Below are 26,990 nucleotides of genomic sequence, written 5' to 3' on the forward strand. Positions count from 1 at the left end.
ACGCCTGTTAACGGATGGTTGCGGCAGCCTTTTCGATTTCATCGAAAAAACGTTTGGTGGCATCGGCGTTTGCTTTGCGAGCATCTTCGGCAGCTTCCCTCATGATTTGTGCAAGCATTTCATCGGTCGGTTCTTCCAAGTCCGTCAATCTGTAAGAATCAATGCTTTTTGTCGTTGTCATAAAGAGCTCCTTGATGCCGTATCATACATAATATACATTATTCCTCACATAAGAGCAATAGAATCGGCACACTAAAAAACTCAAAACAAGTCCAGCGAGCTGTCGAGGTAGATTTCTTCGCGGACTTGGAGCTGGTATTCGAGTTTGGTCATGTAGTAGAGCAAGAATTCCAGGATGACGGCGCTGCCAAGGCTGCGGCCTTCGATTTTAAAGTGGCGGAATCCTTGCGGGGCGTACATGTTTTGAATGTCATTGATTCCGATAAAGCCGGGATTTTTCATGGCGTCGGAGAAGCGGTAGCCGCGCCCTGCGTTCGGCGAGGCACAAACGTGGTCTTCATGAGTTTCGCCGAGGTTTTTCTGGCTCACGTTCTCGTAGCACTTTTTGCGGTCGGGGCAGCCGAACCAGCAGCATTCATTGCACAGGAATTCGACTTTTTGCTTTTGCGCAGCTGACAGGGCGTTCAGCTTGGCAAATTGCTTGTTGAGCCTGAAATCCGGCACCACGTAACTAAATTCGTCGCGGTTCAGTTCACCCTCGAATTGGGCGAAATCTGTCAGCACCTTCGTGGTCGAAGAAACGAAATAGAATCCCGGATACTTCGCCTTGATGTAATCGAGCAACAAATCCGAATGAATGATGACGCCGCTCGGGGCTGCCCCATTTTTCTCGAACAGGGCGCACAAGGCGTTGCATTTTTTGTCGGCAAGATGTTCTTTGCAAAGCAAGGAATTGCTGAAGGTCAGGCGCGCCGAGATGCCGTATTCCTTGGTGAGCGCAGCAACGGACTCGGGGTCTGCATCGCCAAATCCGACGCGGCCTCCACCCCACAGGCAATCGCTGGGCGCACCGTAAATAGAACCGATTTCGCACCACTCGTAAAAGTATTCCCGATGCTCGCGGAACAGAGGCAAAAACGCCTTGTACAGGTCATAAAATTCGAACAGTCCGGGAAGGTGGTAGTAAACGCTCATTGCGTCAAATATACCTATTTCTATTTCGCCCACCTACCCTATTTTAACTATATTACAATCATCTCCGAACTCCGAAATTCGAATTCTGAATTATCCTATGCGCACTTTAGTTCTTTCTGATATTCACGGTTCTGCGTTCGCCTGCAAGATGGCACTTTCTTACCTCGACAAGCTCAAATGCGACCGCATTTTCTTATTGGGCGACCTTCTTTATCACGGGCCGCGGAACCCGCTGCCGGGCGGACACGACCCGCAAGGAGTTGTCGAACTCCTGAGCCCGCTCAAGGAGAAAATTACCGCGGTGCGCGGTAACTGCGACGCCGAAGTGGATCAGATGGTGCTGGGATTCCCCTGCCTTGCCGACTATGCCGAATTCGAGGAAAACGGACTGCGCCTGTTTTTGAGCCACGGTCATCTGTACGACCCGTACCTGTTCAGCCACTACAAGGCCGACATCTACTTTTCGGGGCACACGCACATCTTTACTGCCGAAAAAAACGCTGACGGCGTCTACTGCCTGAACCCGGGCTCCACGAGCCTACCCAAGGGCGGAAACCCGCCGACCTTCGGAATTTACGAGACCTTCGGCGAAGGCTCCTCCACTCCCCCGCGATTCAGTGTACACCACCTAGAAACCGGCAAGGAACTGGCGAGCGTGGAAATTGTTGTTAAATAAGTAGAAATGGAGATCCCCACCTTGGTGGCCATGCGCACTAAGCACCAAAGTGCTAAGTGCTGTCCGCCCGCCTGCGCGGGGATGACAAACGAGGGCTAGATCCTTCGACTCCGAACCTACGGTTCTTCGCTCAGGATGACACAGGGTGTCACTTCTTCAGTGCCGAGAGGAATTCCTTGAGGCGGGAATCTTTCGGGTTGTCGAAAATTTCTTCGGGGGAGCCGTCTTCCTTGACGTAGCCGTCGGCAAAGAACAGCACGCGGTTGGCGACTTCGCGGGCAAAGCTCATTTCGTGCGTCACCACAATCATCGTCATGCCAGATTTGGCCAAGTCCTTCATCATCTTGAGGACTTCGCCGACCATTTCGGGGTCCAGGGCGCTGGTGGGTTCGTCAAAAAGAATTACCTCGGGCTGCATGGCCATGGCGCGGGCAATCGCCACACGCTGCTGTTGGCCGCCGGAGAGTTGTGCCGGGTAATGATCCGCACGTTCCAGGAGCCCGATACGTTTCAGGAGTTCCTTCGCACGCTTTTCCGCCTCGGCCTTAGTCATGAGCCCCAATTTCACAGGAGCGAACATGATATTCTTGAGGGCAGTCATGTTCTTGAACAAGTTAAACTGCTGGAACACCATGCCCACGCGCTTGCGAACGTCAGGCTTCGAAAAGCCCTTCACCAAGATGCTCTTGCCGTCCAACAAAATGTCGCCGCTAGTCGGAGTTTCAAGCAGGTTCAACTGGCGGAGGAAAGTGGACTTGCCGCAGCCCGAAGGCCCGATAACCGCAATCACGTCGCCGCGGTGGATGTCTAAAGAAATTCCCTTGAGAATCTGCTTATCGCCGTAGGCTTTGCAAAGGTCCTTGACCTGGATTAAAGTTTCTGCATTAGCGTTCATTTTTCTTCAACCTCTTTTCAAGCTTTGCAACGCAAGACGAAAGTCCTGCCACCAGGATAAAGTAGATAGCCGCTACAGCAAGGAGCGGGAGCATGGCCTCGTAGGTCATGCTGCGGATAATGTCACCACCGCGGGTCAAATCGGTCAGGCCGATGTAGCCGCAAATGGACGTTTCCTTGATGAGCGAGATAAATTCGTTCGTGAGTGCCGGGAGCGAATTCTTGAAAGCCTGCGGGTAAACGATGCTGTAAAGAATCGTGCGGAACTTGAGTCCGAGGCTGCGCCCCGCCTCAATTTGGCCAGGGTCTACGCCCTTGATGCCGCTACGGATAATTTCGGAGACGTATGCACCCGAATTCACGCCGAAGGCCACGATCGCCACCAAAATCTTGTTCACGTTCACCGACGAGAATACGATGTAATAGATGATGAGCAGCTGAATCATCATCGGCGTTCCGCGAATCACCGCCAGGTACACCCTGGCAATTCCATTCAGAACCTTATGGCGGCCATTGAATTCATTGCTGGTGTGGATTTGCGCAATCACAAAGCCAATCAGAATGCCTAGTAGCGCTGCAAAGAACGAAATAATCAGCGTATTGCAAAGACCTGTGGCAATAAACTTCCAACGAGAATCTTTCACAAAGTTCTTGTGAAGGTGATCGGCGAAGGATTCTTCACTTTGGACAGCCTCGTCGCCGCGGACAATCACCACAATCTTCGATAGTGTATACGGAGTCGTGAAATTGATGGACTTCTTGCGTTCTTCGGTCACGGTAAAGCCTGCAAAACCCACATCGGCCTTGCCCGAAGAAACCGCATTGATAATCGCATCGAATTCGATATCCTGGATTTCAACCGTGCGGTTCATGAAGTCGGCAATATAGTTGACAACTTCGATATCGAAACCGGTAATTTTGGCGTTTTCGTAGTATTCGTACGGCGGGAACTGGGCGTTCGTTGAAAGCACCAGCTTCGGGCCTTCGGTCACCTTCTTCTGGTAATGGTAATTGCCGCTGCGATTGATGTAGGTGTTAAAGAGGGAATCGTAGGTTCCGTCCAGTTTCATCTGGGCGAGTGCCTGGTTCACCGTATCGAGCAACGCTTCGTTGCCCTTCGCGACCACGCCCGCGTACATTTCTTCGACAAAGACTTCTTCGAGAATGCGGAGCGACGGATTCTGCCGCACAAAGGCCTTGGCCGGCTGGTCATCACTCATGACCGCATCGATTTTCCCCTGCAACAGCGCCTGCACGGCATCGGCCAGTTTCGTGTAGCGATCCACGTCGATTTTTGCCGTATCGCCGCCGAAATCGGACGCGTAAATATCGGCGGTGTTGCCAATCTGCACGCCCACTTTTTTGTGGCCGAGATCGTTAATGCTGTGGACTTTATTGGGGATTACCGCCTGCTTGCTTTCGCAAGAAACCAGGACGAGCGCATAAAACGCTAAAAAAATGGGGAGGAGGATTTTTCGCATCATTTTCACCTTAACCCAAAATTTAGCCATCGCCAAAGCGCATGTCAATAATTCTTGTTATATTTAACGCATACGGGTTTATTAAAAAAACTTGTTTTGAGGAGAAAAACATGGGTATAAAAAAGTGTTTTGGGTATTTACTGATCTGTGCAGGCTTTGCAGCAGCCGCAACAATTACACCTAAAGAGCCCTCCCTGAAAGACGGATGCTACCAGATTGGCACCGCCCGGGAACTGTTCGGTTTTGCCGAAATTTTGAATCAGCGCTCTTACGACAATCCGGCCCTCGTTTGTGCAAAGCTCACCGACAACATCGTCATCAACAAGAACGTCTTGGATTCTTACGGTGATTTGAATCCTAAAGCGCAAGATCTTGTCGCCTGGACTCCCGTTAGCTTTGCAGGACTCTTTGACGGAAACGGCAAGACCATTTCGGGTCTTTATGTGAACGACACGACTTTAATGATGGTGGGGCTATTCTCGGGGGTTGGTTTCGCCGCCAATGGCGATAGCGCCGTTGTTAAAGACCTCGGCATCGAGGACTCCTATTTTTACGGTAAATATCAAGGAAATCGGGATCCCAATATAGGAAGTATCTTCGCTACCACCACCACCACTGCTGCCTATATAAAGATTTCCAATTGCTACACCAATGCGACAATTGAAGGCTGGGGTGTAATCGGTGGACTTGTGGGCTGGAACGGCAGTAAAATGATTATCGAAAACTCCCATAATTCCGGAAAAATCCGCACCAAAATTTCAGCCTCCGCAGGAGGACTAGTCGGCAATTCCGGTAACGACACGTTGTTTATCATAAACAGCTACAACTCAGCCAACATCAAGGGCGGAGGTTCTGCTGCAGGCCTTGCCTCAACGACGAGAGTTTTACAAGTGAAAAACAGCTACAACTCCGGCAGCCTATCTAGCGATGAATCCAGTGTTGCCGGTTTAATCGGCTCAATTCAAGGAATAGACCGTTACCCTAGAATCCCCGAATACTCAAACATCATCCAATCCTATAATACCGGCAAACTTTATTCCGCAACCGGAGATATCGGCGGATTAGTCACTACCGTCAACGGCACCGAACTGAACATCATCAACTCATACAGCGAAGGCGACTTTTCGGATAAATACATAGACTTCCAATACGGCTACGACGGACTTGTCGTAAAGATCAAGTCCAGCGAATTAAATCTCATCAACAGCTTATATACGCAACAGACGATTGACTCAACAAAAAATCTTAAACCGTATTATCAGTGCGACACCAATTCCACCTGCAACATTATCAACTCCTACGCGCTTTCTGAATCGGGCTACAAGTACGATTATTCTGTCACCAGTAAGGAACTCGAAGACGGCTCTATCGCCTTAAAGCTCCACAATTACAAGAACGACAGCATCGGCATAGATGGTTCCATCTGGGGGCAAAATGTCGGCAAAGACGTCCATCCGCTGTATACGGGCGTAGTCGAATTCAACACGGTCGAAGCGCACATCACCCCCACGATTCCCGCCCTGGTCGACGGTTGCTACGAAATCGGTAACGCCGACGAACTCTACGGTTTTGCCGCAGTCGTGAACGGCACCGACTCTACCCCGGCCAAGCCGAGCGCCTGCGGCAAGCTTACGGCAGACATCGTTGTAAACGAACGTTTGATTATTGACGGCAACTACATTAACGAACGCGGTCGCCGCCTAGCCGAATGGACACCTATCAACGATTTTGAAGGTATTTTCGACGGTCAGAACCACATTATCTCGGGTCTCTACAACTACCAGCCCAAAGGAGATTCGGTCGGATTCTTTAACCACACCGGCAAACAGTCTATCACGAACAAGGTCGAAATCAAGAACCTCGGATTCAAGGACTCCTACGTTAAAGGCATCACCGTCGGAGGCTTTGTAGGTAGGGCACACTCTTCGATCGAAATTTCCAATTCCTTCTTCGAAGGGATTATCGAAGGCGATTATACTTCTGGATTTATTGGACATGCGAGCGAATTTAACTCGTCCAGCAAGCAAAAGGCCCTTTTATCTATCAAGAATTGCCACAACAGAGCAATCTTTAACACTCTATTCACTGCCGCAGGTCTTGTACAAAACGTCGACAACTACAAGGAAGTTCGTATCGAGAACTGTTCCAACACAAGTAAGCTCCTATCCAAAAGAATCCCCACTACGTATGGACTTATCGCGTATTTCAGCAGGAGCAATGTTTCTATTGTCAACTCGTACAACGCAAGTTCTGTAATCGACCCCACCTACTACAACGGATTCGTCGGATTTTTTGTGGGCCACTACAACGGCGAAACGATTGCCATCAGAAACTCGTACGATGTGGGCGACCTGTCCAAGAAATTTTTATTCAAGGGACTCCTCTACAACGAAGTTAACGAAGACTTCCTCACGATTGATCATTGTTTCTACCGTACCGATAGCATTAGCAATAACGCAGGCTCCCCCGCAACCCTAGAGGAATTCGAAAACGGAACTATTGCCGCCGAACTGCACAACTATAAAAAGAACGGCGTCGACGGCTCTGTTTGGGGACAAAATGTGGGCACAGACCCCATTCCCACTTTAAGCGGGACAATCAAGGGATACTCCCCCACGATTTCCAAACTGGTCCTGCACACTTTCGAAGGCGATACGGTCGAATACGTCGACTACTATGTAGAAGGGCACAAGATTTATCCGCCCAAGCCTGAACGCGACGGATATCTGTTTGCAGGCTGGTATGACAATGAAAAACGGGAAGGCGACGCTATTCTTGCGATTAACACCAAGGACAGCGGCGATATCAACTTGTACGCAAAATGGTTCGAATTAAAGACTCCTAAACTGGTTGACGGCTGCTTTGAAATCGGAACCGCCGAAGAACTTTACCAGTTCGCCTACTATGTAAACGACACCACCCGCACAAACATAAAAGATCCTCTTTGTGCCAAGCTCACGGCCGACATTGTCGTCAACAAGAATGTCCTCGCCTCTTCTGAAACGCTGAACGAAGACGCCTCCAACTTTATCAGATGGGAACCGATTCAATACTTCGGCGGAACATTTGACGGTCAAGGACATTCCATATCGGGACTTTACTTTTACGATATGCAATACTACAAGAATGTAGGTCTGTTCGGATCAATCAATTCTTACGATTTCGATGTGTGGAAAGGCACAGACACCACCACAATCAAGGACTTGACACTCAAGGATTCTTACTTTGAAGCGATGGAAAACGTGGCGGGTATTGCCGGACAAATCACAAGATTGGTCACCGTATTTGAAAACGTCCACAACGAGGCACTCGTCAAGGCGGGTCAATATGCAGGCGGTCTAGTTGGCCGTACGGAATACAATGGGTATCCCGTCGTTTTGAATTCGAGCAACAAGGGAAACATTCATGCCGTTTCGGGCACAGTCGCCGGCCTTGTCGGCTATAGCTTAACGGGAACCCGCATCAGGAACTCCTACAACGCAGGAAATATTTATGGCGGAGGCTCAGGCGGCCTAGGCGGCTACATTGCAGGCGACCTGATGGATGACGACAACGGCTATTCCCTGATTGAATTTTCATACAATTCAGGCCTAATTAGCGGCGAGACCAATGTCGGAGGCCTTTTCAGCACATGCAAGCCATGTAAACTTATCCAGACCGCAAACGAAGGCACCGTTATTGCCGAATACGGATTAGGAGGCCTGTCCGCAGAATTGACGGGAGACATCTACAACTCGTATAACGCTGGTAAAATCAAGGCCGAAACCGAAATTGGCGGACTCGTCGGACACGCGAACTCCGTCAACATTACCAATTCGTTTAACACGCAAGAAATCCCCTCCGGCAATTATAACAATGGCGGAGTTATCGGCGATTACGAAGGCTACCTTGTACAGAACGTTACAAACTCCTTCTTTATCAACGCCGACCCCGACAACAATTTCCAGCAGATTCAGGTGACCGCAGAAGATTTTGCAGACGGCACCGTGCTGAAAGCTTTGCAAGATTATACAGACAGCGTCATTGACGGAAAATGCTGGATTCAGAATATCGGAAAAGACGCGCACCCTGTTCTTAAGGGGATGACCATCATCGCCATCAGTTCTTCGAGCGAAACGTCTTCGAGCAGCAGCGAGGCAAAGTCTTCCTCCAGCGTTACGTCTTCTAGCAGCGACGCCAAATCGTCAAGTTCTTCTGTCAAGGAAACGTCCAGTTCGTCCGAAGGAGCGAAATCCAGTTCCTCTAAAGAACCGAAATCTAGCTCGTCCGGCAAGAACTCCATTGTCGAGAGTCTTGTATTGGACTTCCACTACAATCTGTCCATCGACCACAGAATCATCTCGATTACAGGCATTCCCGCCAACACTTATGTCGCCTTGTTCGACATGAATGGAACGCTTGTAGACTGGAAGCTGACAGAATCTAACGGTGCAACGCTTGCCGCACCTCGCTCCGGACGCTATATTGTCCGAATCAAGGCGCAAAACCAGAGCGTCATCGTAAAATAAAGCGACGGCTTAATAAATCAATTTCAAATCATCTACAATGAGCGTAGCACCTGATACACCCTTGTAGTGATTTCCGTCGGCGCTGGAGGCGAATACCACGCGAATGTGAGTCACGGGTTCTTCGCCCGTTCCCTGCACGAGGCCGTTATTGATAGCGGCCTTATTCGAAGATTTCAACTTGGTATCGAATGTCGAAGAATTTTCGATGGGAGATCCTTCAAGAGGTTCGCCATACTTGAGCTTCAAGCGGAGCGTGCGCATGCCATTTTCGTCAGGTTCCGAAACGCTTACGACGTCCGGATTTTCGCGGCCAGAGTTATCCGCTTTAGTGGAGCGGAACCAAGCCGAAGCCACCAGCGTGTTGACATCGGTGGACTTGCGGTTCACATTCTTGTTGCCGGTGCGGTTTTCGAGCAGAATGTAGATATCGCAGCTATCGCCCTTGCCTTCATAGCTGAACTTGACTTCCATGTATTCGGGCCTTGCCGCAAAGGGCTTGCCAAAGTCCAGAAGTTCATTGCCATCGGGCCAAGTCGAGGAACTGGCCATCGAAAGCGTGCCCACGCCATTGGGGTTAAAGTCGGCCGTATAGAGGCTCCCGCTTGCAATCTTAGTAAGAGCGGAACCAGTTTTAATCATTGCGCCAATCATAGAACCCGAAGTTTTCTTTTCGGTGGTTGTCAAAATCGTATTGGCGTTGCCCCAAATAGAATCCGGCGTGACATCATTCTTATTCCAGGAGTTGAAATTTTCGCCTGGTAACTGGTAGCCCGCCTTCACCGAATAAGTGACACTTTCGTCTTCATTCGTCACCTTGACCTGAATACCCGCGCCAAAATCGTAAGACTCGCCTACCGTCACATTGGCCGTAGCACCTTCTGAAAGTTCCATCGCCGAAAGTTCAAGAGCGGTTAAATCCGTGCGGAATTCAAGATCGTCCACATGGATAGACTTGTTTTCTTCATCGATAACAGCGGCTTTTCCGGCAATCGAAAGGGACAAAATCTTCGGGGCTTCGGCGCTACCTTCAGAAGAGCTAGTCGGCTCGTCAGATTCCGAAGAACTTGATGTGGCCGCAGAACTATCCGCAGATTTTTGGGAGCTGCTAGAAGTTTCCTTGGACTCCGAGCTGCTGGACTTGTCGCTCTTTTCGGAACTGCTCGATTTACGTTCTGCAGAGCTACTGGACTTGGCCGAAGAACTGCTAGATTCAGAACCACTTTCAGGTTCCACATTCGGGATATTGAATTTTAACTGCCAAACAGATTTTTTACCGCTTTCAGAAACCACAACCACATAAAGTACATGGCTAGAAGGTATCTGAAGTGTTTCGCCTTGTTCAATGGCATTCTTGGAATACTTCACCTTATTGGCAAGCGAATCGAGCCCCGCAGAATCCGTCGGGAAATCATCGATATCGCCATCCACCAAATGAAGCGTTGCAAAATGACTCAAATCAAGTTCTTCAAGTGTCACCGATTCCCATGTATCAAGCGAGTCGGGAACTTCGACCAAGTCAAATTCGATGCGGTGTTGCTCCGAATAAATCGCCGGCGAGCCGTCTTGTTCGGCGACGACAATTTCTTTGAGTTCGCGATAATCCGAAGTGTTAAACGTATCGTAATCGGCGGTACATGCGCCAAGAAGCATCATCAAAGCAAGGAAATTCCACTTTTTCATATTAGCACTCCCCACTTGTTAAAAGAAATAGACCAACGAAAAGTCCAAGGCCAGCAAGTTGATCTTGAAATTCACGATATTGTACAGCACCTCGCTACGGGATTCCCCGTTTTCTTCGATTTCCATGAACGAAGAACTGAGCCCCAAAAGGCCCACCGAGGTTTCAAAAGCCAAGCGGTCCAGCACCATAATGCTCAAGCCCGGATTGATACCGAAATTGAATGTCCAGCCATGATTTTTCGTCTTTGACATTTCTTCGCCATCGTCGGTTTGCGAAATGCCATAAGAATATTCCACCTTGAGTGAGGTCTCGTTAAAGAAATAGACCGTTCTGGAATCAAAAACTTTCAAGTAATTTTTCAAGAAGGGCTGTACAAAGAATCCATTGCTCACGTACTTGCGATGTTCCTTGACATCGGCAATATCTTCGAGAATGGAAAAATCGATATCCACAAAGGTCCGGCTATACCCCACTCGGGCACCGATCGCGATTGCATCACGAATAAAATAACCGCCAAAACCTTCGGCCGTAAAAGTGTACCCCTCGGCCTTGTAAATATCGCCAAAAATGATATTCAGGGCATCTTCGTCAGATTCACCTTGCAGCAAAAACAGGGTGGCACCCGTCAAAAAGTTTCCGCGATGAATCGCTTCGTCTTCGCGGACGGCATGAAGGTTTGCCAGGAGCCCACCCTTTTCTGCATGCGAAGATTTCGTCAGAGTTGTACCAGTCGAATCGTTTAAATTTGCCGCAAAAACCTGCGACACAAAAAGCGACATCAAAAAGACAAAAAGAAACCTATACATCATAGTGACTAAATATAATTAAAGTTTACATTCGGTTTACTTTTTAACACTTACAATCACAGTCTACAGCCGACCGTCTTATGTTTGTTATCCACTAAATACTATATTATTTCGCATGCATTACACTCCATACCGAGACTTACTGCTGAAAATTTTCCCGAATTACCTGAAGGTGCGCAAACTTCCGCTGAATGGCGGCATGAGTTGCCCGAACCTGGATGGCACCAAGAGTTTTTCGGGTTGCAGCTACTGCAATAACAGGAGTTTCAGTCCGGTATTCGACCAGGCGAAGGTATCGATTCAGGAACAGCTCGACAAGTTCGTGCCGCGCCTCCGTGAAAAGTACCCGAACGCAGGCATTTTGGCTTACTTGCAGCCGTACACGAATACGCATGCGCCGCTGGAGCACCTACGCGGAATCATCGACCCGATTATCAAGCATAAAGAAATTGCAGGCCTAGCCATCGGCACGCGCCCGGACTGCCTCGAAGACGAAAAGGTCGAATACCTCGCGGAACTCAATCGCAAGAAACCGATTATCGTAGAAATCGGCCTGCAAACCGCAAACGACTTGACGCTCGCCGCCATCAATCGCAGGCATACCCTCGCCGAATTTACCGATGCCGTCAAGCGCTGCCAGGCGGCGGAACTCACCGTTACCACGCACGTGATCGTAGGGCTCCCCGGCGAAACCATGGAAGATTTCAAGCACACCGCCCAAGTGGTGCGCGACTTGAAACTCGCCGCGGTCAAGATTCACCCGCTGCACATCGTGGCGGGCACCGTCATGGCGCAGGATTACGCCAACGGCGAAATCAAACTCCTGAATTTTGAAGAATACTGCGAAGCGGTCGCCGAGATGATCAAGATTATCGGCTTCGAAACCGCCATCGAGCGATTTAGCGGCGAAAGCCCGAGCGACATGCTCATCGCCCCCGACTGGTGTGGCGAAAGGGACAAAATTATCACGACTGTAGAAGGAATTTTGAGTAGGCAGTAGACAGTAGGAAGTAGACAGTAGGAAGTAGACTGTGGATTATTAATTAAAAAACAGATTTCCTCTTTTGCGGGAATGACGGAAGGGAAAATGCAAGAGAACAAGAAAAAGACATTCATGTACAAGGCCGATCGTGAACTCAAGAAAGAATTTTTCTTTCTCGACAAATTCTTCAAGTTGAGTGACAACCTGACCAACATCCACACCGAATTTTTCGCTGGTCTCATAACCTTCATGACCATGGCCTACATTCTGGCGGTGAACCCCGAAATTCTTTCGGCCGCAGGAATGCCCAAGGGCGGCGTCTTCATCGCCACCGTCATCGCGGCCGCCGTCGGTTCTGCCCTCATGGGCTTTGTCGCGAAATACCCCTTTGCACTTGCCCCTGGCCTTGGCATAAACGCCTTCTTTGCCTACACCGTGGTGCTAAGCATGGGCTACAGCTGGCAATTCGCCTTGCTCGCCGTCTTTATCGAAGGCATTTTGTTCTTAATCCTTTCAATCGTTTCTGTCCGCGAAAAAATCTTTAACAGCATTCCCCTTTCGCTCAAATCGGGCGTTGCTGTCGGCATCGGCATATTCATCGCCTTTATCGCCTTGCAGGGCGGTAAAATCGTCGTCGCCAACAATTCCACCATCGTAAGCCTCATCAACTTCCACATGGTCGACATGCACACGAGCGGCATCTGGGCGATTCTTACCCTGGTGGGCATTATCATTACTTCGGCCTTCTTGATCAAAGAAATTCGCGGTGCCATTCTGCTTGGAATTTTTGCGACATGGTTGCTAGGCATTGTCACCGAATTTGCAGGCATCTACGTTCCGAATCCCGAAGCCGGATTTCATTCCGTAATTCCGCAGTTCGGCGATTACCTGCAGACTTTGGACCGTTCCTTCCGCGAATTCGGAATCACCTGCGGAGCGCTTTTCCATCCGGAATCCTGGACACTCACCCGAGGCGATGCTATTGTCGGCCAAGGATTTTCGCTCATCAAGTCGCTCGATTTCTTTGTCGTGATTTTCGCTTTCTTCTTTGTAGACCTGTTCGATACGCTGGGCACTCTGATTGGAGTTTCGTTCCGTGGCGGGTTCCTGAAAGAAGACGGCAAGCTCCCCCGCATTTCTCAGGCGCTTAGCTGCGACGCAATCGCCACCTCGATCGGAGCCATTTGCGGAACATCGACTACGACCACTTACGTGGAAAGCGCCGCCGGCGTCACCTACGGTGGAAAGACGGGCCTTACCGCCGTCTCGGTCGCATTATTCTTCTTGCTTTCGCTCCTTTTTGCGCCAGTCTTCATGGCGATTCCGGGTTTTGCAACAGCCCCCGCGCTCATCATGGTCGCCTATTTCATGATGACCTCCATCACCAAAATTGACTGGACCAATCCGAAAGAATCGATACCCGCCTTTATCTGCATGATTGCCATGCCGCTGACCTATTCCATTTCGGACGGCATCATGTTCGGCGTGATTTCTTACACCTTAATAAACGCTCTCACCGGCATGATCAAGAATGTACACTGGGTCATGATTGTGCTCACCGTGATATTCTTGCTCAAGTACGCTTTGATGTAGGACTAATTCGGAGTTCGGAATTTTGTTTTCCGAATTTCTAGCAAAATTTTAAATATCTATATTTGGGCAGAAAATTTTTTGAGGACTTGAATTATGGCAAAGACAACCGCAAAGAAAACTGAAAACAAAGCTAAGAAGGGCACCCAGACCAACATGTGGACCGGCCGTTTTGCTAGCGGCATGGCACAGAGCATGGTGGACCTGAGCTTTAGCTTGCAGTTTGACGCTGAACTCATCGAAGAAGACATCGAAGGCAGCATCGGCCACGGCAAGGGCCTGGTGGAATCCGGCGTGTTAAGCAAGGCCGACTACAAGAAAATTTGCGACGGACTCGCCAGCATCCTCAAGGATTACAAGGCCGGCAAGAACCTTTGGCAGGAATCTGACGAAGACATCCACATGGCCGTGGAACGCGTACTCACCGAACGCATCGGCGCGCTCGGCAAAAAGATTCACACGGGCCGCAGCCGTAACGACCAGGTTTGCACCGACTTCAAGCTTTACATGCGTCACCGCGCCGCCGAAATCCGCGCCCTCGAAGTTTCTTTAATGGAAACGGTCCTCGACCTCGCCAAAAAATATTTCGGCAAGATGATGCCGGGCTACACGCACCTGCAGCAGGCACAGCCCATCTACTTCAGCCATTACCTGATGAGCATGTTCTTTGCCGTGAGCCGCGACGTGAAGCGCCTCGACAACTTCTTGGAACTGCACAGCGAACTCCCGCTCGGTAGCGGCGCCATGGCCGGTTCCGCGTTCCCGTATCACCGCGCTTTAGTGGCAAAGGAACTCGGATTTAACGGCGTAAGCCCGAACAGCATTGACGCCGTGAGCCATCGCGACATGATGCTCGAATTCGAAGCCGACCTCGCGATTATCGCGAACACCATGAGCCGCTACGCCGAAGACTTTGTGAACTGGAGCACCAGCGAATTCGGCTACCTCACTTTGCACGATGCCTTCTCCAGCGGGTCTTCCATGATGCCGCAGAAGAAGAACCCGGACTCCATGGAACTCATCCGCGGAAAGTCCGGCCGCATGCTCGGTAACTTCAGCGCCCTCTACACGCTGGTGAAGGGTGCCCCGCTCAGCTACAGCCGCGACCTGCAAGAAGACAAGGAACCGGTTTTCGACTCCGTCCATAACGTGAAGGTGATTCTCCGCGTGATGAAAGAGGCTTTGGAAAGTGCACGCTTCAATTTCGACAAGATGCACGCGAAGATGCTGCCGGCGCTGCTGGCTACCGATCTCGCCGATCTTCTCGTCGAATCCGGCGTGCCGTTCCGCGATGCCCACCACGTGGTCGGTAGCCTAGTCGGCGAAGCCGCCCGCCAGGGCCTCGAATTCACAGACCTTAGCGACGAGGCCTGGGCCAGCGCCGGTGTTCCGAACGTGAAGCAGATGAAAAAGACGCTCACATTTGAATACAGCGTGTCCCGCCGTAACATCGAAGGCGGTACCGGTCCCAAATCCGTGAAGCAGCAGTTCAGCAAGGCTGCCATAATCCTTAAGGCCTTCAAGAAGTAAAAAAATTCCCAGACAAATTCGGGGAAACTCTAACAATTTTAAAAAGGAACCCGTTTCGGGTTCCTTTTCATTTTCATATATCAACTAACTTCGCTCATTACTTCATGATGCATCGTGCATACACCTCGGCATCCTTTTCAAGGGATGTAACACTCGCCTTTTTCTTATAGACATCATAGCAAAAAGCTTTTCGGTAATCAGAACTTTCATCGGATAGCAAAAAGAAACATGTTCTATCCATAGAATAGGCTAGTCCCTTTCCATCAAATTTTTTTTCATATATTCCACCATCCACCAAGAAGGTGAATCCGTATGCATTTGTACCATTCAAGGAATCTCGCGACTCCGCGAACAAAGGAACATTGACATAGCTCGTTTCACTAGGAAGTTCTCCGCACACATCCTTGGTGAACGCTCTTTCCCTTACCATTCCCACAGAGAAAAGCAGCCGACTGACATCATTCGAGGAGGGCAAACGATACTCCCCAGAGCAAGCTTCCTTTGCCTTATCGTAAGGCATCAGCGTTCCGAACAACTTGCAATTTTCCTCATCGTCATTCAGGCAACGCCCCTCACCCTTAGCATTTTCCGAAAGCCAAATTTGCGGACCTATTTCAAGACCTTTATATTGCTCATTGCCAATGCTCGCCAGACATTTCTTAACCGAAGATGGCTCCACCATGGCTGCAAGAGTGTCGGAATCAAAACCAACGGAATAGTCCCCACTCACATTTATATATTTCCCATTTTCATCACGTTGTAGCCACGTTCCACGTTCTCCAAAGCAGCAAATGGTATCCTTATATGGGAATTCATTATAAAAGCACACGGTATCCGATGATTGCCATGCAACTGTATCAAGAGGTATCCAGGATTCAGAAGACACATCGTTCAATGAATCTTGCGATTTATTTTCACATGCCGGTAATGCAGTATCAACCACAGTACCAGCACCGTGCGTTTTTGAAATATCGGTATCAACCAATCCAGACTCGGAAGCAGTATTATCTGCATTCGACGAATCATCGCATGCGAGAATCAAAACAGCCATTATGGCGAGACCCATGATTTTTTTATTCATTATCGCACCTCATTGTAAAACCAAGAACCACATTATCACTATGTGAATTGGCATATACTTTTTTCATTTTAATAAATATAATTTCGAAACACAACTTTAGAGCGTAAAAAAAACAAAACACAAAACAGACTATGTATGTTCCTTTTTCTTAAACTTCAAAAAAGATGGATACTTAGGGCAACCTCAATATTACCACAGTAAGACTTTATACAAAAAAAGGAACCGTTCGAGAGGCTTTTATAAACACGCGAATTCAAATTACCAGAGTTCTACACCGAGGCCGATAGCGAAGGTGTGGCGGTTTGCCGACCAATCGCTTTCGTCAGTCAGATTATAATCAGAAAATGTTCCTAGCTGGAACATATATTTCAATCGTAAGTCAAACGCAACAGAAATCTCTCCCATTCGCGCCGGCTTTGACGCCCAGAAACGGAAATCCGCATTGCACCCCAGAACAAAATCATCTGAAGCTAATTCATCTCCCATAAAGTAAGAGGCGCCAAAGCCCAAAAACGGCTCTACACGCAAATACCTGGAATCAAAGGCCGTGAATCCGATTGTCAAACCAATCGATTCATCTTCCGATTCACTCCAATAGGCATCTTCATCATATAACTTGGGTTCCGTAATCAAGCCCCACGCCAAGAAAGCATTCAAGCTGAGACGCCAAATACGCATCGTGACATCAGCCATAAAGGCGGAGCCCATTTTGTCTTCTGCAACGTCCATGATATCGCCACTCATGAAGCCGGTCCAGGTATAGACATGCGTTCCCAAACCGCCCGTATAATACTTATGAGCAAGCGGATCTTCCCTAAATGCGCGCAAAGGTTTCAAAAAAGACTCGACATACGGAATCGTCTGTTTGGTGAAAACCTCTGCATAAGGAGAAGTCGGATGGTACATCGCGTAATCCTTTGCAGCCCGGATAAACGCTTCCGCCGTAGCGGTATCTTCAAAGACGATTTCGGAATAAAGCATCGCCTTATAAAGTTTCTTCGTTTCTTCCTTGATATCGGAATTTTCAACCCGAGCATACAGAGAATCCGCCTTCACTCGAGAATAATCCGAAAGATTGCGGCGCAAATACACCGCCAACGGGTCATCCACCTGGATTCGCACATCGCGTTTCGGCTTGTAGTCTCGGTCAAGTACTTCGCGACGCAAGTCCGTGTAAATCGCAATACCGTTCTCGAAATCACCGAGTTCCATATTAATCAGGTATTCTTCAAAACGGATTAACGGAGCGCCTTCGCTCAAATTCTTTTGCAGGTAGGCAAGCGCCTGCGAAGCCCGTTCCTTGTTCCCCGTTTCTAGAGAAGTCTTCAAGGCATCACGGGCCCTGGAAAACAGTTCCTTCTTGGAAATCGAATTGGCTGTAACCACGCTCTCGGAAGCCGTCGATTCAGAAACGGGATCTTCCGAAGGAGCCTCTGCAAAAGCAAATCCTACCCACAAGGCGGCAAACAACATCAAGAACTTTTTCATAATTTACCAGAAATAAACACCGATACCGGCAGCAACAAAGGCCATATAACCATCACCCTTCACGACCTCTCCCTGCAAGTCGATCGTCGATATTCCAAAACGACCGACCAAGGCAAACGAAGTCAACTTGGTATCTGACAACAAGAAATAGGTTGTTGCAAACTTCAAGTCTATATTCGTTCCAAAGACCCATCCTGCAACCGACTCCGAAAAATTCTCGTCCAGTTCACTGCCCTTTTCATAATAACTGCCGCTTCCGTAATACGATTCGGCACCTAAAAAGAAATCTTCTTTAATCGTGAAATTACTAAAGGCCGTGCTGATTCCGACAAAGGGTCGAATTTTCAAATGGCGACTATCATATAAGACATAACCCGCAGTCAAATCGACCGTTTCGATACCGGCTATTCCGGAATTATAAAAGCCAAGAGACAACGCTATTCTGCTGAACTGCAAATAAAATTCCATTTGCACCAGATTATCTTCGGGATCCAAAAGGTCGCTGCGGTATAAATCATCGTAACCGCTAACAACGGTACCCATGCCCAGAAGGTACAAGTTAAAGCCCAAGCCACCCGTATAGTACTTACTCTCGATTAAACGATCCTTGTTTTTCACACGATCTTCCATATACATGCCAAAAGTATCCATGCGCTGCATAGGCAAAAGAACCGCCTTTTTAAGCCAAGGTACATCAGGGTTATTCGGATATTCATTCACGAAATGTTCCACAAGGGCACGTTCATCATTCAGTTTCGATTCGCTCCAATATGCACCATCGAGCTGCATCAACAGTTCAAGTTCAGCTTTTTCTTCGGCACTCAAACCATTTGACTTCTTTATACTCGAAGCGTGATTTTCGAAAAGATTCACTTTTGCCGAATCCAGATCCAGAGCCGCCTTTTTCAGGTAAAGATTCAAGCCATCATCTTTGGCAATTCTATAGCCCGCATCTACTTCAAGCGTGTCGTACGACGACTTGAATTCATGCACCATGTGCGGAATCAAGGGGCGGTACATTTTTAGTTCAAGATAAATAAGCGTCTTTTCGACATCTTGAATAGGCAAGCATTCCCTGGTTTTCATGCTCTCCAGTTCGCGGATACTTTCGCTGACCTTGGCGGTATCTTTATTCTTGACATATTCAAGCAAAGATTCACGCAACTTGTATACCGGTTCCATACCGGCATAGTCAGCATTCGTCATCAGGCTCTGCTCGAATGCATCTGTAGAAGCATCTCCCGACTCCGTAGAAGAAGCTTCGACGCTTTCAGACGAACCATCTATCAACGATTTTTCAAAATCATCAAACTCGCCTGCCCAAGCAAGCGACATTAGACCCAGGCACAGAACAAAGACTATTTTTTCCATGCGTCCCCCTTCTGTTCACGAACAAACTTCGCCTGGGCGGGCGTTTCGGCATAATAGAAATCTGCCAAAATCGTCACGCAATTTCTACCTGCCGTAGTAACGAAAGCCCCACCTACATAGGTACTTGTGCCGGGAACATAAACATCCTTGATACGTTTAGCATAAATGAAGTTTGCACCCGCATGACGCGCCTTTTCTACCGTGACATCGATCATTCTATCTAAAGTACAAGCGTCGTTCGACGTGGTTTCGAACGTTCCACGATAAATGCCGTTTTCTGGAACCACGGGAACTTCTTTAGCCAAAACAAAAGCCACAGGCGTGCGGGAATCTAGCGGAGTGACATCAGAATTGTCCGCATTCAACACCTTAGCCTTAAAACTGCAAGCGCTCACGAACAGAGCCAATAATAAAACAGAACAATATTTCACTTAATCCCCCACACAACGCACAGAACATTTTCTTTGACTAGCAACATTGGAGCCCTCTTGCACTTCGTAGCCACTAATGTCAAAAAGCACATTGTCCGTAGCAGTCCAGAAGCAATTCTCGCTATAAAAGTCAATCTCTACAGGCAACGCCGAAAAACCGACCGTATTACGAGCTTCGCCATACCAGTAATCTCCTTCGGCCTTAAGGGCGATAGCCGCATAATCTTCGCCACCGACATACTCGATTAAGTTTTTCCATTCCTTCCTTGTAGACAAATGGAATCCTCTGGGGCAAGCATGAACGGCATCGTCATAATAATAGCCGACACCGCACTTGTCTTTGCATACGTTGTCTTCGTAGTGTTCAGATTCGCCCACCTCAAAATCCAGGTTCTCGGCAAACCACCATTCACCATCAATTCGAACAATCTTATAGACATGCTGATCCCTGGAATCTGTAATTTGGTCGAAAACCGGAGGAGCAACATCATTGCCATTCAAGGCATTATACTTGCGTTCAGATTCCGCATCAAATTCGGGAAGATTTTCGTATTTCGTTTCATAGGCAGCGACATCCGCTATTTTAGTCCACGCACCATCGGAGCATGTGTATATGCCAGACATTTGATAGCCTTCTACATAAACGGTCGTGCCTTCAAGTTTCTTGTTACAAGTTGACAATTTACTGGGCCCTCCAGCTTTGTATGTCGGAACAGCCCCCGTATAGTCAATTTTTGGCTCATAGCCCTTATCGCTATAACAGCCCCACAAAAATAAGGCCGAAAACAATATTTTATATGAACATTTCATAACAAAGAATATAATAAAAAAAGAACCCGTTTCCGGGCCCTTTTACCTACTTCTAGGAAGGATTCCAAAGGGAACCATGAGGTTCCCTTTGCATCTCAACTAGCAGCCGAGTTTAGCGGACAGGTAAGCTTCGAGTTCGTCGATCTTGACCAGTTCCTGCTTCATGGAGTCGCGTTCGCGAACGGTCACGTAGCCGAGCTTTGCCGGATCAGATTCACCCTCGCCCACCGTGTCGAAGTCGACGGTCACGCAGAACGGCGTGCCGAGTTCGTCCTGACGGCGGTAGCGCTTACCGATGGACTGCGTTTCGTCGTATTCCACGTTCCAGCGGTTGAGAAGCTTCTGGTAGAGTTCTTCGGCCTTGGCCTTCACCTGGCCCTTCTTCACGAGCGGGAGCACGGCGACCTTCACCGGAGCAATCTTCGGATCGAAGTGGAGAACGGTACGTTCGTCGTTTTCGAGCTTTTCCACGTCGTAGGCGTCGCAGAGGAGCACGAGGAGCAGGCGTTCCACACCGAGGGACGGTTCCACCACGTACGGGATGTAGCGCTTGTTCTGCACCGGGTCAATGTATTCCTGCTTGACCTTGGATTCGTTCTGGTGCTGCGTCAAGTCGTAGTTCGTACGGCTGGCGATACCCCAGAGTTCGCCCCAGCCGAACGGGAATTCGTATTCGACGTCGGTGGTGCCGTTGGAGTAGTGAGAAAGTTCTTCCTTGGCATGTTCGCGGAGGCGGAGCTTTTCCTTCTTCACGCCGAGATCGTTCACGAGCCAGTCGAAGCAGTACTTACGCCAGAAGTTGTACCAATCAAGTTCGGTACCCGGTTCGCAGAAGAATTCAAGTTCCATCTGTTCGAATTCGCGAGTACGGAAGATGAAGTTACCCGGAGTAATTTCGTTACGGAAAGACTTACCGATCTGGCCTACACCGAACGGGATGCGCGGGCGGACGTTATCGACAATGTTCTTGAAGTCAACGAAGATACCCTGAGCGGTTTCCGGACGGAGGTACACCTTGTTGCCTTCACCTTCAATCACGCCGATTTCGGTCTGGAACATCAGGTTGAATGCGCGGGGCTTGGTCCAGTCGGTCTTGCCGCAGGTCGGGCATTCGATCTTGTTGTCCATCATCATCTGGTGGACTTCGTCAAAATTCTTGCCGGCGCAGCAGCCTTCGCCGAGCTTGTCTTCCAAAAGTTGGTCGGCACGGAAACGTTCGTGGCAAGCGAGGCAGTCGACCAGCGGGTCAGAGAAGTTACCCACGTGGCCAGAAGCCTTCCAAACGCGGGGGTTCAAGAGAATAGAGCTGTCGAGACCGAGCACATCCTGGCGGCTGGTCACAAACTTCTTCCACCAGAGGTTCTTGATGTTGCGCTTCAGTTCCACGCCATACGGACCGTAGTCCCAAGTGTTGGCGAGGCCGTCGTAAATTTCGGAGCCGGGGAAAATGAAACCGCGGCGCTTGCAGAGGGAGATGATGTCCTTGAGGGCATCCTGAACTTTCTTTGCCATTATATAATCCTTTATCGGCTAATCTAGCCGGACTAGGAACCTACCTGGATGATAGGCCCTGACGCGCCACAATTTAGAAAAATATACACCACCAATAAAGCCTAATTCGCCCAAAAAGCGCCATATGTATACAACTAATTACACTTAGGGCAACGCAAGGAAAATAAAAGTTTTAGAACCTATAGAAAAATATTATATTGCTGAAATCTATGCGAATGTTTGGTTTTCTACTGTCTATTGTATTGTTTTTTACAGCCTGTGCTTCGAACAAAAATACGGCTCAAGATACTCAGCCCACAACCGAGCCAGAAACACAGATTTTAGCTCCCTCCGAAACGGAAAGTGAATTTACCGGCAACCCGATTCTTGACGAAGCCGACGCCGGCAATTCCGAAATCGCCGCCAACGATGTCACCGCAGCAGACTCCGATATCGAAGATTCCGACGGTGAATCCGAAATGAGCCAAGAAGAAGCAGACGCCGAACTCGCCGCCGATATGGCCGAAGGCGATTCCGCATCGCTTGAAACGCTCCCCAAACTGACGCTTGACATGACCACCGCCTTTGTGCCCACGGCAAGCCGCCGCATTTCTGCCCCCTATGGCATCCGCACCTACCGTATGCACCGCGGTGTCGACATGGGACTCTGCCACGGCGAAGACCGCACCATTGTGGCAGCCTTTACAGGAGTCGTCACCAAGGTCCGCAACCAAGGCCGCCGCAAAGGCTACGGCAAGTACGTGATTCTGGACCACGGCAACGGCCTCACAACGCTCTACGCCCATCTCGCCAGCTGGCAAGTACATGTCGGCGACACCCTGCAAGCCGGCGATACGATCGGCGTAGGCGGCAACACGGGCCGTTCCTTCGGCGCCCATCTACACTTCGAGATGAAGTACCACGGCAACTACATCGACCCGTCCACGATTTTCAACTTCGAAGAAGGCACTTTCCAGAGTGCCCTCATTACGATCGAACCGCAAGAAATGCTCGCGGTTGAAGAAGGCTACCAGAAGGAACTTTCCAAGCACCGCTACTACAAGGTGCGTCGCGGCGACTGTCTCGGCAAAATCGCCCGCAAATACGGCATTTCTGTAACGCGACTCAAGCAGCTGAACGGCATCAAGGGCAACACCATTCGCCCGGGTCAAGTGCTCCGCTGCTCGTAAGTCGTGCGCTTCGTAACCATGCTCCCCATTCACTTTGCCCCGCTCCAGGGATTTACCGAATCGGCTTACCGACTAGCCCACAGCAAGTTCGCCCCTGGAATCCATACCTATTACACACCGTTTCTTAGGTTGGAAAAAGGCGAAGTCCGCGCCAGGGACCTCCGCGATCTGCAGACAGAGCATCCTTACCACCTGGTCCCGCAAATCATCGTACGCGATGTCGAGGAATTCAACACCTTGACCAAGGCCGTTACAGAGCTCGGTTTCCAGGAAATCGACATCAACATGGGTTGCCCCTACCCCATGCAGACCAAGTCGGGCCGCGGCTCCGGAATACTCCCCCACCCCGAAAAAGTCCGCGAAATTCTTGACGCCATAAACAAATTAAGCCAACCCGCAGCCGAACCTGCCACAGACAAAAGCCCAAAGTTCAGCATCAAGATGCGTCTCGGCCTCACCTCCCCGGAGGAAAGCCTGCAACTGCTACCGCTCCTGAACGAGGCTCCCCTCGCCCACATTACGCTTCATCCGCGGGTTGGAATCCAGCAGTACAAGGGCGCGCTCGACTTCGAGGCTTTCGATAAATTCTACAGAAATTGTAAACAAAAGCTGATTTTTAACGGCGACATCACCGACCTCAAGCAGATCCAGTACATCGAGACACGCTACCCGAAACTTGCGGGAATCATGATTGGCAGGGGCCTCCTCGCGAACCCGGTTCTCGCCACCCAGTACGCCGGACTCCCCTGCGGAACCACCACCGAAACGCTTCTGAAAATCCACGCCGACATCGCGGCCGACTACGCCCGCCGCTTACAAGGCAACGCCCAAATTCTAGACAAAATCCGCCCCTTCTGGACGTACGCGGACCTTCCGAAGAAAAACCGCAAGAAAATCGAGAAAGCCAAGACCCTCGAGGAATACCTCGCAGCCGTCAACGAACTCGCTTAGCCGTTCTCGGCGTCTGCCGAATCCACCGGCACCAGCCGCCTATAGGTTTTATCTATAAAGATAGCTCCGAGCGGCGCCGTCACCATAATCGCCACGGCCGCGAGCGTGAGCACGTTGTTGCCGCAGGCAAGCCCAAAACTCAAGGGCACGCCGCCGATGGCCGCCTGCACCGTCGCCTTTGGAACATAGGCCAGCATGCAGAACAGGCGTTCCTTGTAATTCAGCGGAGTGCGCCACATGCAAATGGCCACGCCCGCCATTCGAAAGAACATGGCCCCGAGCACCACGAAAATCGCGCCGATTCCCGCCGTAAACGCATAAGCCACATCCAAGGTGCTACCCACTAGCACAAACAAGATGATTTCGGCCGCGACCCAGAACTTGGTGAACTTGCCGCTGATGCGTTTCGCAAGTTCCGGATGCTTGCCGTAAATGCAGGCCGCAATGGCGACCACCGCAATCATGCCGCTGAACGGCACCACATCGCTAATATCATGTTCCAGTTCGTTTAGCAAAAAGGCAAAACTCAAGATAATCAGCACTTTCACCGTATCGCGCATGTGCTTGTGCTTAAAGAACCACACCAAGGCATACCCGCAGGCCACTCCCACCGCAGCCCCAAGGGTTATGGACACCGGCACCGAAAGAAAGCTCGTTGCCGAAACGCTCTCGCCCTTTAGCAAAGCTAGGAAAGCAGCAAAAGTCACCAGCACATACACATCATCTAGCGAAGCACCCGCCAGAAGCATCTGGGGGATCCCCCGTTTGACGCCGCGATTCTCTTCACGCATCTTGAGCATGCGCGGCACCACCACCGCAGGCGACACCGCCGCAATGGTAGACCCCATGAGGGCCGCCTCCCAATAAGTCACCCCCATCAGTGGCGGCGCAAGCAAAACGACTCCCACAATTTCAATCGAAGCGGGCACAAAGCACATCAAGAGGGCTGCGCGACCTATCCGCTTGAATTCCCGCATATCGAGGGTCAACCCCGCACGCGTCAGGATAATCACCAGCGCCAGCTGCCTCAAGTCAGCCGAAATATCCAAAAATGCCGGCCGAAGCAGGTTCAGTGCATGGGGACCGAGAATAATCCCCGTCAGAATCATCCCGAGAATGCTCGGGAGCTTAAGCTTGACGAAAATCGAGCCTAAAAGTAACCCCAACAAGAAAATGAGTGCCAGAGAAGTCAACATAATGCAATTTTCGGTGCCAAAGATAGAAATTCAACTATATTTTGGCATATGAAGGGAAAATACAAAACGAAACGCGGATTTACACTAATCGAAATTTTGGTGGTCATTGTTGTACTCGGCGTTCTCTCTGGAATCGCTGTTCCTAAATTAATTGGATACACCGAAAAGACCACTCGACATACGGTGACATCGGTTGCGCCGACTATGAATACTAATTGTTGAAAATAAAAACGACCCGCCGTTAGCGAGTCGTTTTTGTATTTAGCCAAAATGGTCTCTGTGAGCCTTAAGCGACTCGTATTAACGAGTCGTGAAGGCGAGAGTGAGGCGATATCACATTCTTGTTGATGCGATAGAGCCGAACGGTCTAATTGGGCGCGAGCGGTCTTCCGTGAGCAACAAACGCCCCGTATTAACGGGGCGTGGTTGCGAGAGCGAGCGCTCGGGGGACGTACTTAGTACAATTGGGCGCGAGCGGTCTCTTAGAAATGAATCACGCGGACCTTGATGACCTTGTCGAGCTTAGAAAGCTTTTCGACGATAGAATCATCGACCTTGCTTTCCACGTCAACGAGGTTGTAGCCGATCTTGCCGTTGCTCTTGTTGCTGAAAGAAGCAATGTTGATGCCTTCGGCGCCGAACACCTTCGTGATTTCAGAAATCATGTTCGGAACGTCCTGGTTGATGACCACGACGCGGCTCTTGACGCCGGAATGCGGGTGATCGACGAGGGCCGGGAAGTTCACGGAATTGCGGACGCAGCCGTATTCGATGTAGTCCTTCAATTCTTCAACGGCCATCACGGCGCAATTTTCTTCGGCTTCTTCGGTAGAGGCACCGAGGTGCGGGAAGCAAGTCACCTTGTCGTTCTTGATGAGGTCTGCATCCGGGAAGTCGCAGAGGTAGCCCTGGAGAGAACCGGAAGCGAGCATTTCGTTCACCGGAGCCATTTCCACGATGCCGCCGCGGGCGAAGTTCATGATGTAGCTGCCCTTGAAGCCGGCGAGGTTCTTACGGTTGAGCAAGTTTTCGGTCACGCCCTTGATGAACGGAACGTGCACGGTGAGGAAGTCGGAATTTGCAATCACGGTGTCGAGGTCGGCAATTTCAACCTTGTTGGAAAGTTCGTGCATGTTGGCGGCGTTCGGATACGGTTCGTAAGCGATGACGCGCATGTTCTTCCAACGAGCATAGTTGGCAACGAGCACGCCAATCTTGCCGAGGCCAATCACGCCGAGAGTCTTACCGGCGAGTTCCATGCCGGCAAACTTCTTCTTACCGCTTTCAACGGTCTTGGCGAGGTCCGGATCATTCACGTCGAGGCCCTTGACCCATGCGGCAGCCTTGTCCACGTTACGGACGGCCATGCCGAGCACGGTCATCACGAGCTCGGCAACGGCGTTGGCGTTTGCACCCGGAGTATTGAACACGCAAATACCCTTTGCAGAAGCCTTGTCGATAGTGATGTTGTTCACGCCAGCGCCGGCGCGGGCGACAGCCAGCAGGCCATCAAAGTTGTCGGTATCAACCTGGGCGGAACGCACCAAGATGGCATCCGGATTTTCGACGGAGTCGGAAACCTGGTAGAACGAGCCAAACAGGCTCAAGCCTTTCTTGGAAATGTTGTTCATCGTCTTAATAGTTGCCATTTTTTTGTCCTTTGTTTAAGTTAAAACTT

22 protein-coding genes are annotated in these 26,990 nt (G+C 49.9%); 8 read left to right on the top strand and 14 right to left on the bottom strand.

All coding sequences use genetic code 11. From position 1 onward, the window contains the following. Positions 1 to 7 precede the first annotated feature (7 nt). On the bottom strand, positions 8 to 181 hold the full coding sequence (locus B9Y58_RS14725) for a hypothetical protein (protein ID WP_173357848.1): 174 nt from the start codon (positions 179 to 181) through the stop codon (positions 8 to 10). A gap of 80 nt (positions 182 to 261) precedes the next feature. Beyond that, positions 262 to 1,155, bottom strand: a complete 894-nt coding sequence (locus B9Y58_RS04390) for a hypothetical protein (protein ID WP_073054543.1) — start codon at positions 1,153 to 1,155, stop codon at positions 262 to 264. A 97-nt stretch (positions 1,156 to 1,252) separates the two neighbouring features. Between B9Y58_RS04390 and yfcE the strand changes: the two genes are divergently transcribed. After that, positions 1,253 to 1,831, top strand: a complete 579-nt coding sequence (yfcE, locus tag B9Y58_RS04395) for a phosphodiesterase (RefSeq protein WP_073054545.1) — start codon at positions 1,253 to 1,255, stop codon at positions 1,829 to 1,831. A 148-nt stretch (positions 1,832 to 1,979) separates the two neighbouring features. On the opposite strand, the gene B9Y58_RS04400 is transcribed toward yfcE, so the two are convergent. Both B9Y58_RS04400 and B9Y58_RS04405 read right to left on the bottom strand, forming a co-directional pair. Continuing rightward, positions 1,980 to 2,726: an amino acid ABC transporter ATP-binding protein gene (locus tag B9Y58_RS04400; protein WP_073054547.1), complete on the bottom strand. Its 747-nt coding sequence runs from the start codon at positions 2,724 to 2,726 to the stop codon at positions 1,980 to 1,982. Further along, positions 2,716 to 4,209 (bottom strand): ABC transporter substrate-binding protein/permease, encoded by a 1,494-nt coding sequence (locus B9Y58_RS04405; RefSeq protein ID WP_073054548.1) that lies wholly within the window; start codon positions 4,207 to 4,209, stop codon positions 2,716 to 2,718. The genes B9Y58_RS04400 and B9Y58_RS04405 overlap by 11 nt, the downstream gene beginning before the upstream one ends. A 107-nt stretch (positions 4,210 to 4,316) precedes the next feature. Here B9Y58_RS04405 and B9Y58_RS04410 point away from each other — a divergent pair, with 107 nt between their 5' ends. Beyond that, entirely contained in the window at positions 4,317 to 8,714 is a 4,398-nt protein-coding gene (locus B9Y58_RS04410) for an InlB B-repeat-containing protein (RefSeq protein ID WP_073054550.1), read from the top strand. A gap of 9 nt (positions 8,715 to 8,723) precedes the next feature. On the opposite strand, the gene B9Y58_RS04415 is transcribed toward B9Y58_RS04410, so the two are convergent. Next, entirely contained in the window at positions 8,724 to 10,394 is a 1,671-nt protein-coding gene (locus B9Y58_RS04415; RefSeq protein WP_073054552.1) for a PCMD domain-containing protein, read from the bottom strand. Positions 10,395 to 10,412: 18 nt separating this feature from the next. After that, positions 10,413 to 11,204: a hypothetical protein gene (locus tag B9Y58_RS04420; RefSeq protein ID WP_073054554.1), complete on the bottom strand. Its 792-nt coding sequence runs from the start codon at positions 11,202 to 11,204 to the stop codon at positions 10,413 to 10,415. A 112-nt stretch (positions 11,205 to 11,316) separates the two neighbouring features. Between B9Y58_RS04420 and B9Y58_RS04425 the strand changes: the two genes are divergently transcribed. From B9Y58_RS04425 to argH, 3 genes are all read left to right on the top strand, one after another. Next, the gene (locus B9Y58_RS04425; RefSeq protein WP_073054555.1) at positions 11,317 to 12,201 is read left to right on the top strand and encodes a tRNA modification radical SAM protein MnmL/YtqA; all 885 of its coding nucleotides are present in this window, start codon (positions 11,317 to 11,319) and stop codon (positions 12,199 to 12,201) included. Between the two features lie 87 nt (positions 12,202 to 12,288). Beyond that, a complete protein-coding gene (locus B9Y58_RS04430; RefSeq protein ID WP_199220940.1) occupies positions 12,289 to 13,776 on the top strand; it encodes an NCS2 family permease in 1,488 nt (495 codons plus the stop codon). A gap of 93 nt (positions 13,777 to 13,869) precedes the next feature. Continuing rightward, positions 13,870 to 15,303 (top strand): argininosuccinate lyase, encoded by a 1,434-nt coding sequence (gene argH, locus B9Y58_RS04435; RefSeq protein WP_073054557.1) that lies wholly within the window; start codon positions 13,870 to 13,872, stop codon positions 15,301 to 15,303. A gap of 97 nt (positions 15,304 to 15,400) precedes the next feature. Here the strand turns inward: argH and B9Y58_RS04440 are convergent, their stop codons facing one another. The 6 genes from B9Y58_RS04440 to B9Y58_RS04465 all read right to left on the bottom strand — a co-directional run bounded on the left by B9Y58_RS04440 (position 15,401) and on the right by B9Y58_RS04465 (position 21,996). After that, entirely contained in the window at positions 15,401 to 16,384 is a 984-nt protein-coding gene (locus B9Y58_RS04440; protein WP_073054559.1) for an FISUMP domain-containing protein, read from the bottom strand. 258 nt (positions 16,385 to 16,642) lie between these two features. After that, positions 16,643 to 17,872, bottom strand: coding sequence for a hypothetical protein (locus tag B9Y58_RS04445; protein ID WP_073054561.1), 1,230 nt, complete (start codon positions 17,870 to 17,872; stop codon positions 16,643 to 16,645). Between the two features lie 3 nt (positions 17,873 to 17,875). Beyond that, positions 17,876 to 19,243 (bottom strand): hypothetical protein, encoded by a 1,368-nt coding sequence (locus B9Y58_RS04450; RefSeq protein WP_143154647.1) that lies wholly within the window; start codon positions 19,241 to 19,243, stop codon positions 17,876 to 17,878. Then, a complete protein-coding gene (locus B9Y58_RS04455; RefSeq protein ID WP_143154648.1) occupies positions 19,231 to 19,674 on the bottom strand; it encodes a hypothetical protein in 444 nt (147 codons plus the stop codon). The genes B9Y58_RS04450 and B9Y58_RS04455 overlap by 13 nt, the downstream gene beginning before the upstream one ends. Beyond that, the gene (locus tag B9Y58_RS04460) at positions 19,675 to 20,355 is read right to left on the bottom strand and encodes an FISUMP domain-containing protein (RefSeq protein ID WP_158278319.1); all 681 of its coding nucleotides are present in this window, start codon (positions 20,353 to 20,355) and stop codon (positions 19,675 to 19,677) included. 228 nt (positions 20,356 to 20,583) lie between these two features. Then, a complete protein-coding gene (locus tag B9Y58_RS04465; protein WP_073054569.1) occupies positions 20,584 to 21,996 on the bottom strand; it encodes a glycine--tRNA ligase in 1,413 nt (470 codons plus the stop codon). A gap of 242 nt (positions 21,997 to 22,238) precedes the next feature. Here B9Y58_RS04465 and B9Y58_RS04470 point away from each other — a divergent pair, with 242 nt between their 5' ends. Together B9Y58_RS04470 and B9Y58_RS04475 are read left to right on the top strand one after the other, a co-directional pair. Continuing rightward, positions 22,239 to 23,165, top strand: coding sequence for a peptidoglycan DD-metalloendopeptidase family protein (locus tag B9Y58_RS04470; protein WP_234989095.1), 927 nt, complete (start codon positions 22,239 to 22,241; stop codon positions 23,163 to 23,165). Between the two features lie 3 nt (positions 23,166 to 23,168). Next, a complete protein-coding gene (locus tag B9Y58_RS04475; RefSeq protein WP_199220941.1) occupies positions 23,169 to 24,116 on the top strand; it encodes a tRNA-dihydrouridine synthase family protein in 948 nt (315 codons plus the stop codon). Here the strand turns inward: B9Y58_RS04475 and B9Y58_RS04480 are convergent. Next, positions 24,113 to 25,312, bottom strand: a complete 1,200-nt coding sequence (locus B9Y58_RS04480; protein ID WP_073054570.1) for a cation:proton antiporter — start codon at positions 25,310 to 25,312, stop codon at positions 24,113 to 24,115. The two genes, B9Y58_RS04475 and B9Y58_RS04480, sit on opposite strands and share 4 nt — an antisense overlap. Positions 25,313 to 25,360: 48 nt before the next feature. Between B9Y58_RS04480 and B9Y58_RS15125 the strand changes: the two genes are divergently transcribed. Next, complete coding sequence (locus tag B9Y58_RS15125) at positions 25,361 to 25,534, top strand: prepilin-type N-terminal cleavage/methylation domain-containing protein (RefSeq protein WP_083532207.1); 174 nt, start codon at positions 25,361 to 25,363, stop codon at positions 25,532 to 25,534. Positions 25,535 to 25,794: 260 nt separating this feature from the next. On the opposite strand, the gene B9Y58_RS04490 is transcribed toward B9Y58_RS15125, so the two are convergent. Further along, on the bottom strand, positions 25,795 to 26,961 hold the full coding sequence (locus B9Y58_RS04490) for a phosphoglycerate dehydrogenase (protein ID WP_073054572.1): 1,167 nt from the start codon (positions 26,959 to 26,961) through the stop codon (positions 25,795 to 25,797). Between the last annotated feature and the right edge of the window lie 29 nt (positions 26,962 to 26,990).

The organism is Fibrobacter sp. UWB15, assembly GCF_900177705.1.
In the GTDB taxonomy this organism is placed as follows: Bacteria; Fibrobacterota; Fibrobacteria; order Fibrobacterales; family Fibrobacteraceae; genus Fibrobacter.

What these genes read in the sequence shown, in the direction of transcription:
- B9Y58_RS14725 (WP_173357848.1), bottom strand. Translation starts at nt 181, where the DNA reads ATGACAACGACAAAAAGCATTGATTCTTACAGATTGACGGACTTGGAA.
- B9Y58_RS04390 (WP_073054543.1), bottom strand. Translation starts at nt 1,155, where the DNA reads ATGAGCGTTTACTACCACCTTCCCGGACTGTTCGAATTTTATGACCTG.
- yfcE (WP_073054545.1), top strand. Translation starts at nt 1,253, where the DNA reads ATGCGCACTTTAGTTCTTTCTGATATTCACGGTTCTGCGTTCGCCTGC.
- B9Y58_RS04400 (WP_073054547.1), bottom strand. Translation starts at nt 2,726, where the DNA reads ATGAACGCTAATGCAGAAACTTTAATCCAGGTCAAGGACCTTTGCAAA.
- B9Y58_RS04405 (WP_073054548.1), bottom strand. Translation starts at nt 4,209, where the DNA reads ATGATGCGAAAAATCCTCCTCCCCATTTTTTTAGCGTTTTATGCGCTC.
- B9Y58_RS04410 (WP_073054550.1), top strand. Translation starts at nt 4,317, where the DNA reads ATGGGTATAAAAAAGTGTTTTGGGTATTTACTGATCTGTGCAGGCTTT.
- B9Y58_RS04415 (WP_073054552.1), bottom strand. Translation starts at nt 10,394, where the DNA reads ATGAAAAAGTGGAATTTCCTTGCTTTGATGATGCTTCTTGGCGCATGT.
- B9Y58_RS04420 (WP_073054554.1), bottom strand. Translation starts at nt 11,204, where the DNA reads ATGATGTATAGGTTTCTTTTTGTCTTTTTGATGTCGCTTTTTGTGTCG.
- B9Y58_RS04425 (WP_073054555.1), top strand. Translation starts at nt 11,317, where the DNA reads ATGCATTACACTCCATACCGAGACTTACTGCTGAAAATTTTCCCGAAT.
- B9Y58_RS04430 (WP_199220940.1), top strand. Translation starts at nt 12,289, where the DNA reads ATGCAAGAGAACAAGAAAAAGACATTCATGTACAAGGCCGATCGTGAA.
- argH (WP_073054557.1), top strand. Translation starts at nt 13,870, where the DNA reads ATGGCAAAGACAACCGCAAAGAAAACTGAAAACAAAGCTAAGAAGGGC.
- B9Y58_RS04440 (WP_073054559.1), bottom strand. Translation starts at nt 16,384, where the DNA reads ATGAATAAAAAAATCATGGGTCTCGCCATAATGGCTGTTTTGATTCTC.
- B9Y58_RS04445 (WP_073054561.1), bottom strand. Translation starts at nt 17,872, where the DNA reads ATGAAAAAGTTCTTGATGTTGTTTGCCGCCTTGTGGGTAGGATTTGCT.
- B9Y58_RS04450 (WP_143154647.1), bottom strand. Translation starts at nt 19,243, where the DNA reads ATGGAAAAAATAGTCTTTGTTCTGTGCCTGGGTCTAATGTCGCTTGCT.
- B9Y58_RS04465 (WP_073054569.1), bottom strand. Translation starts at nt 21,996, where the DNA reads ATGGCAAAGAAAGTTCAGGATGCCCTCAAGGACATCATCTCCCTCTGC.
- B9Y58_RS04480 (WP_073054570.1), bottom strand. Translation starts at nt 25,312, where the DNA reads ATGTTGACTTCTCTGGCACTCATTTTCTTGTTGGGGTTACTTTTAGGC.
- B9Y58_RS15125 (WP_083532207.1), top strand. Translation starts at nt 25,361, where the DNA reads ATGAAGGGAAAATACAAAACGAAACGCGGATTTACACTAATCGAAATT.
- B9Y58_RS04490 (WP_073054572.1), bottom strand. Translation starts at nt 26,961, where the DNA reads ATGGCAACTATTAAGACGATGAACAACATTTCCAAGAAAGGCTTGAGC.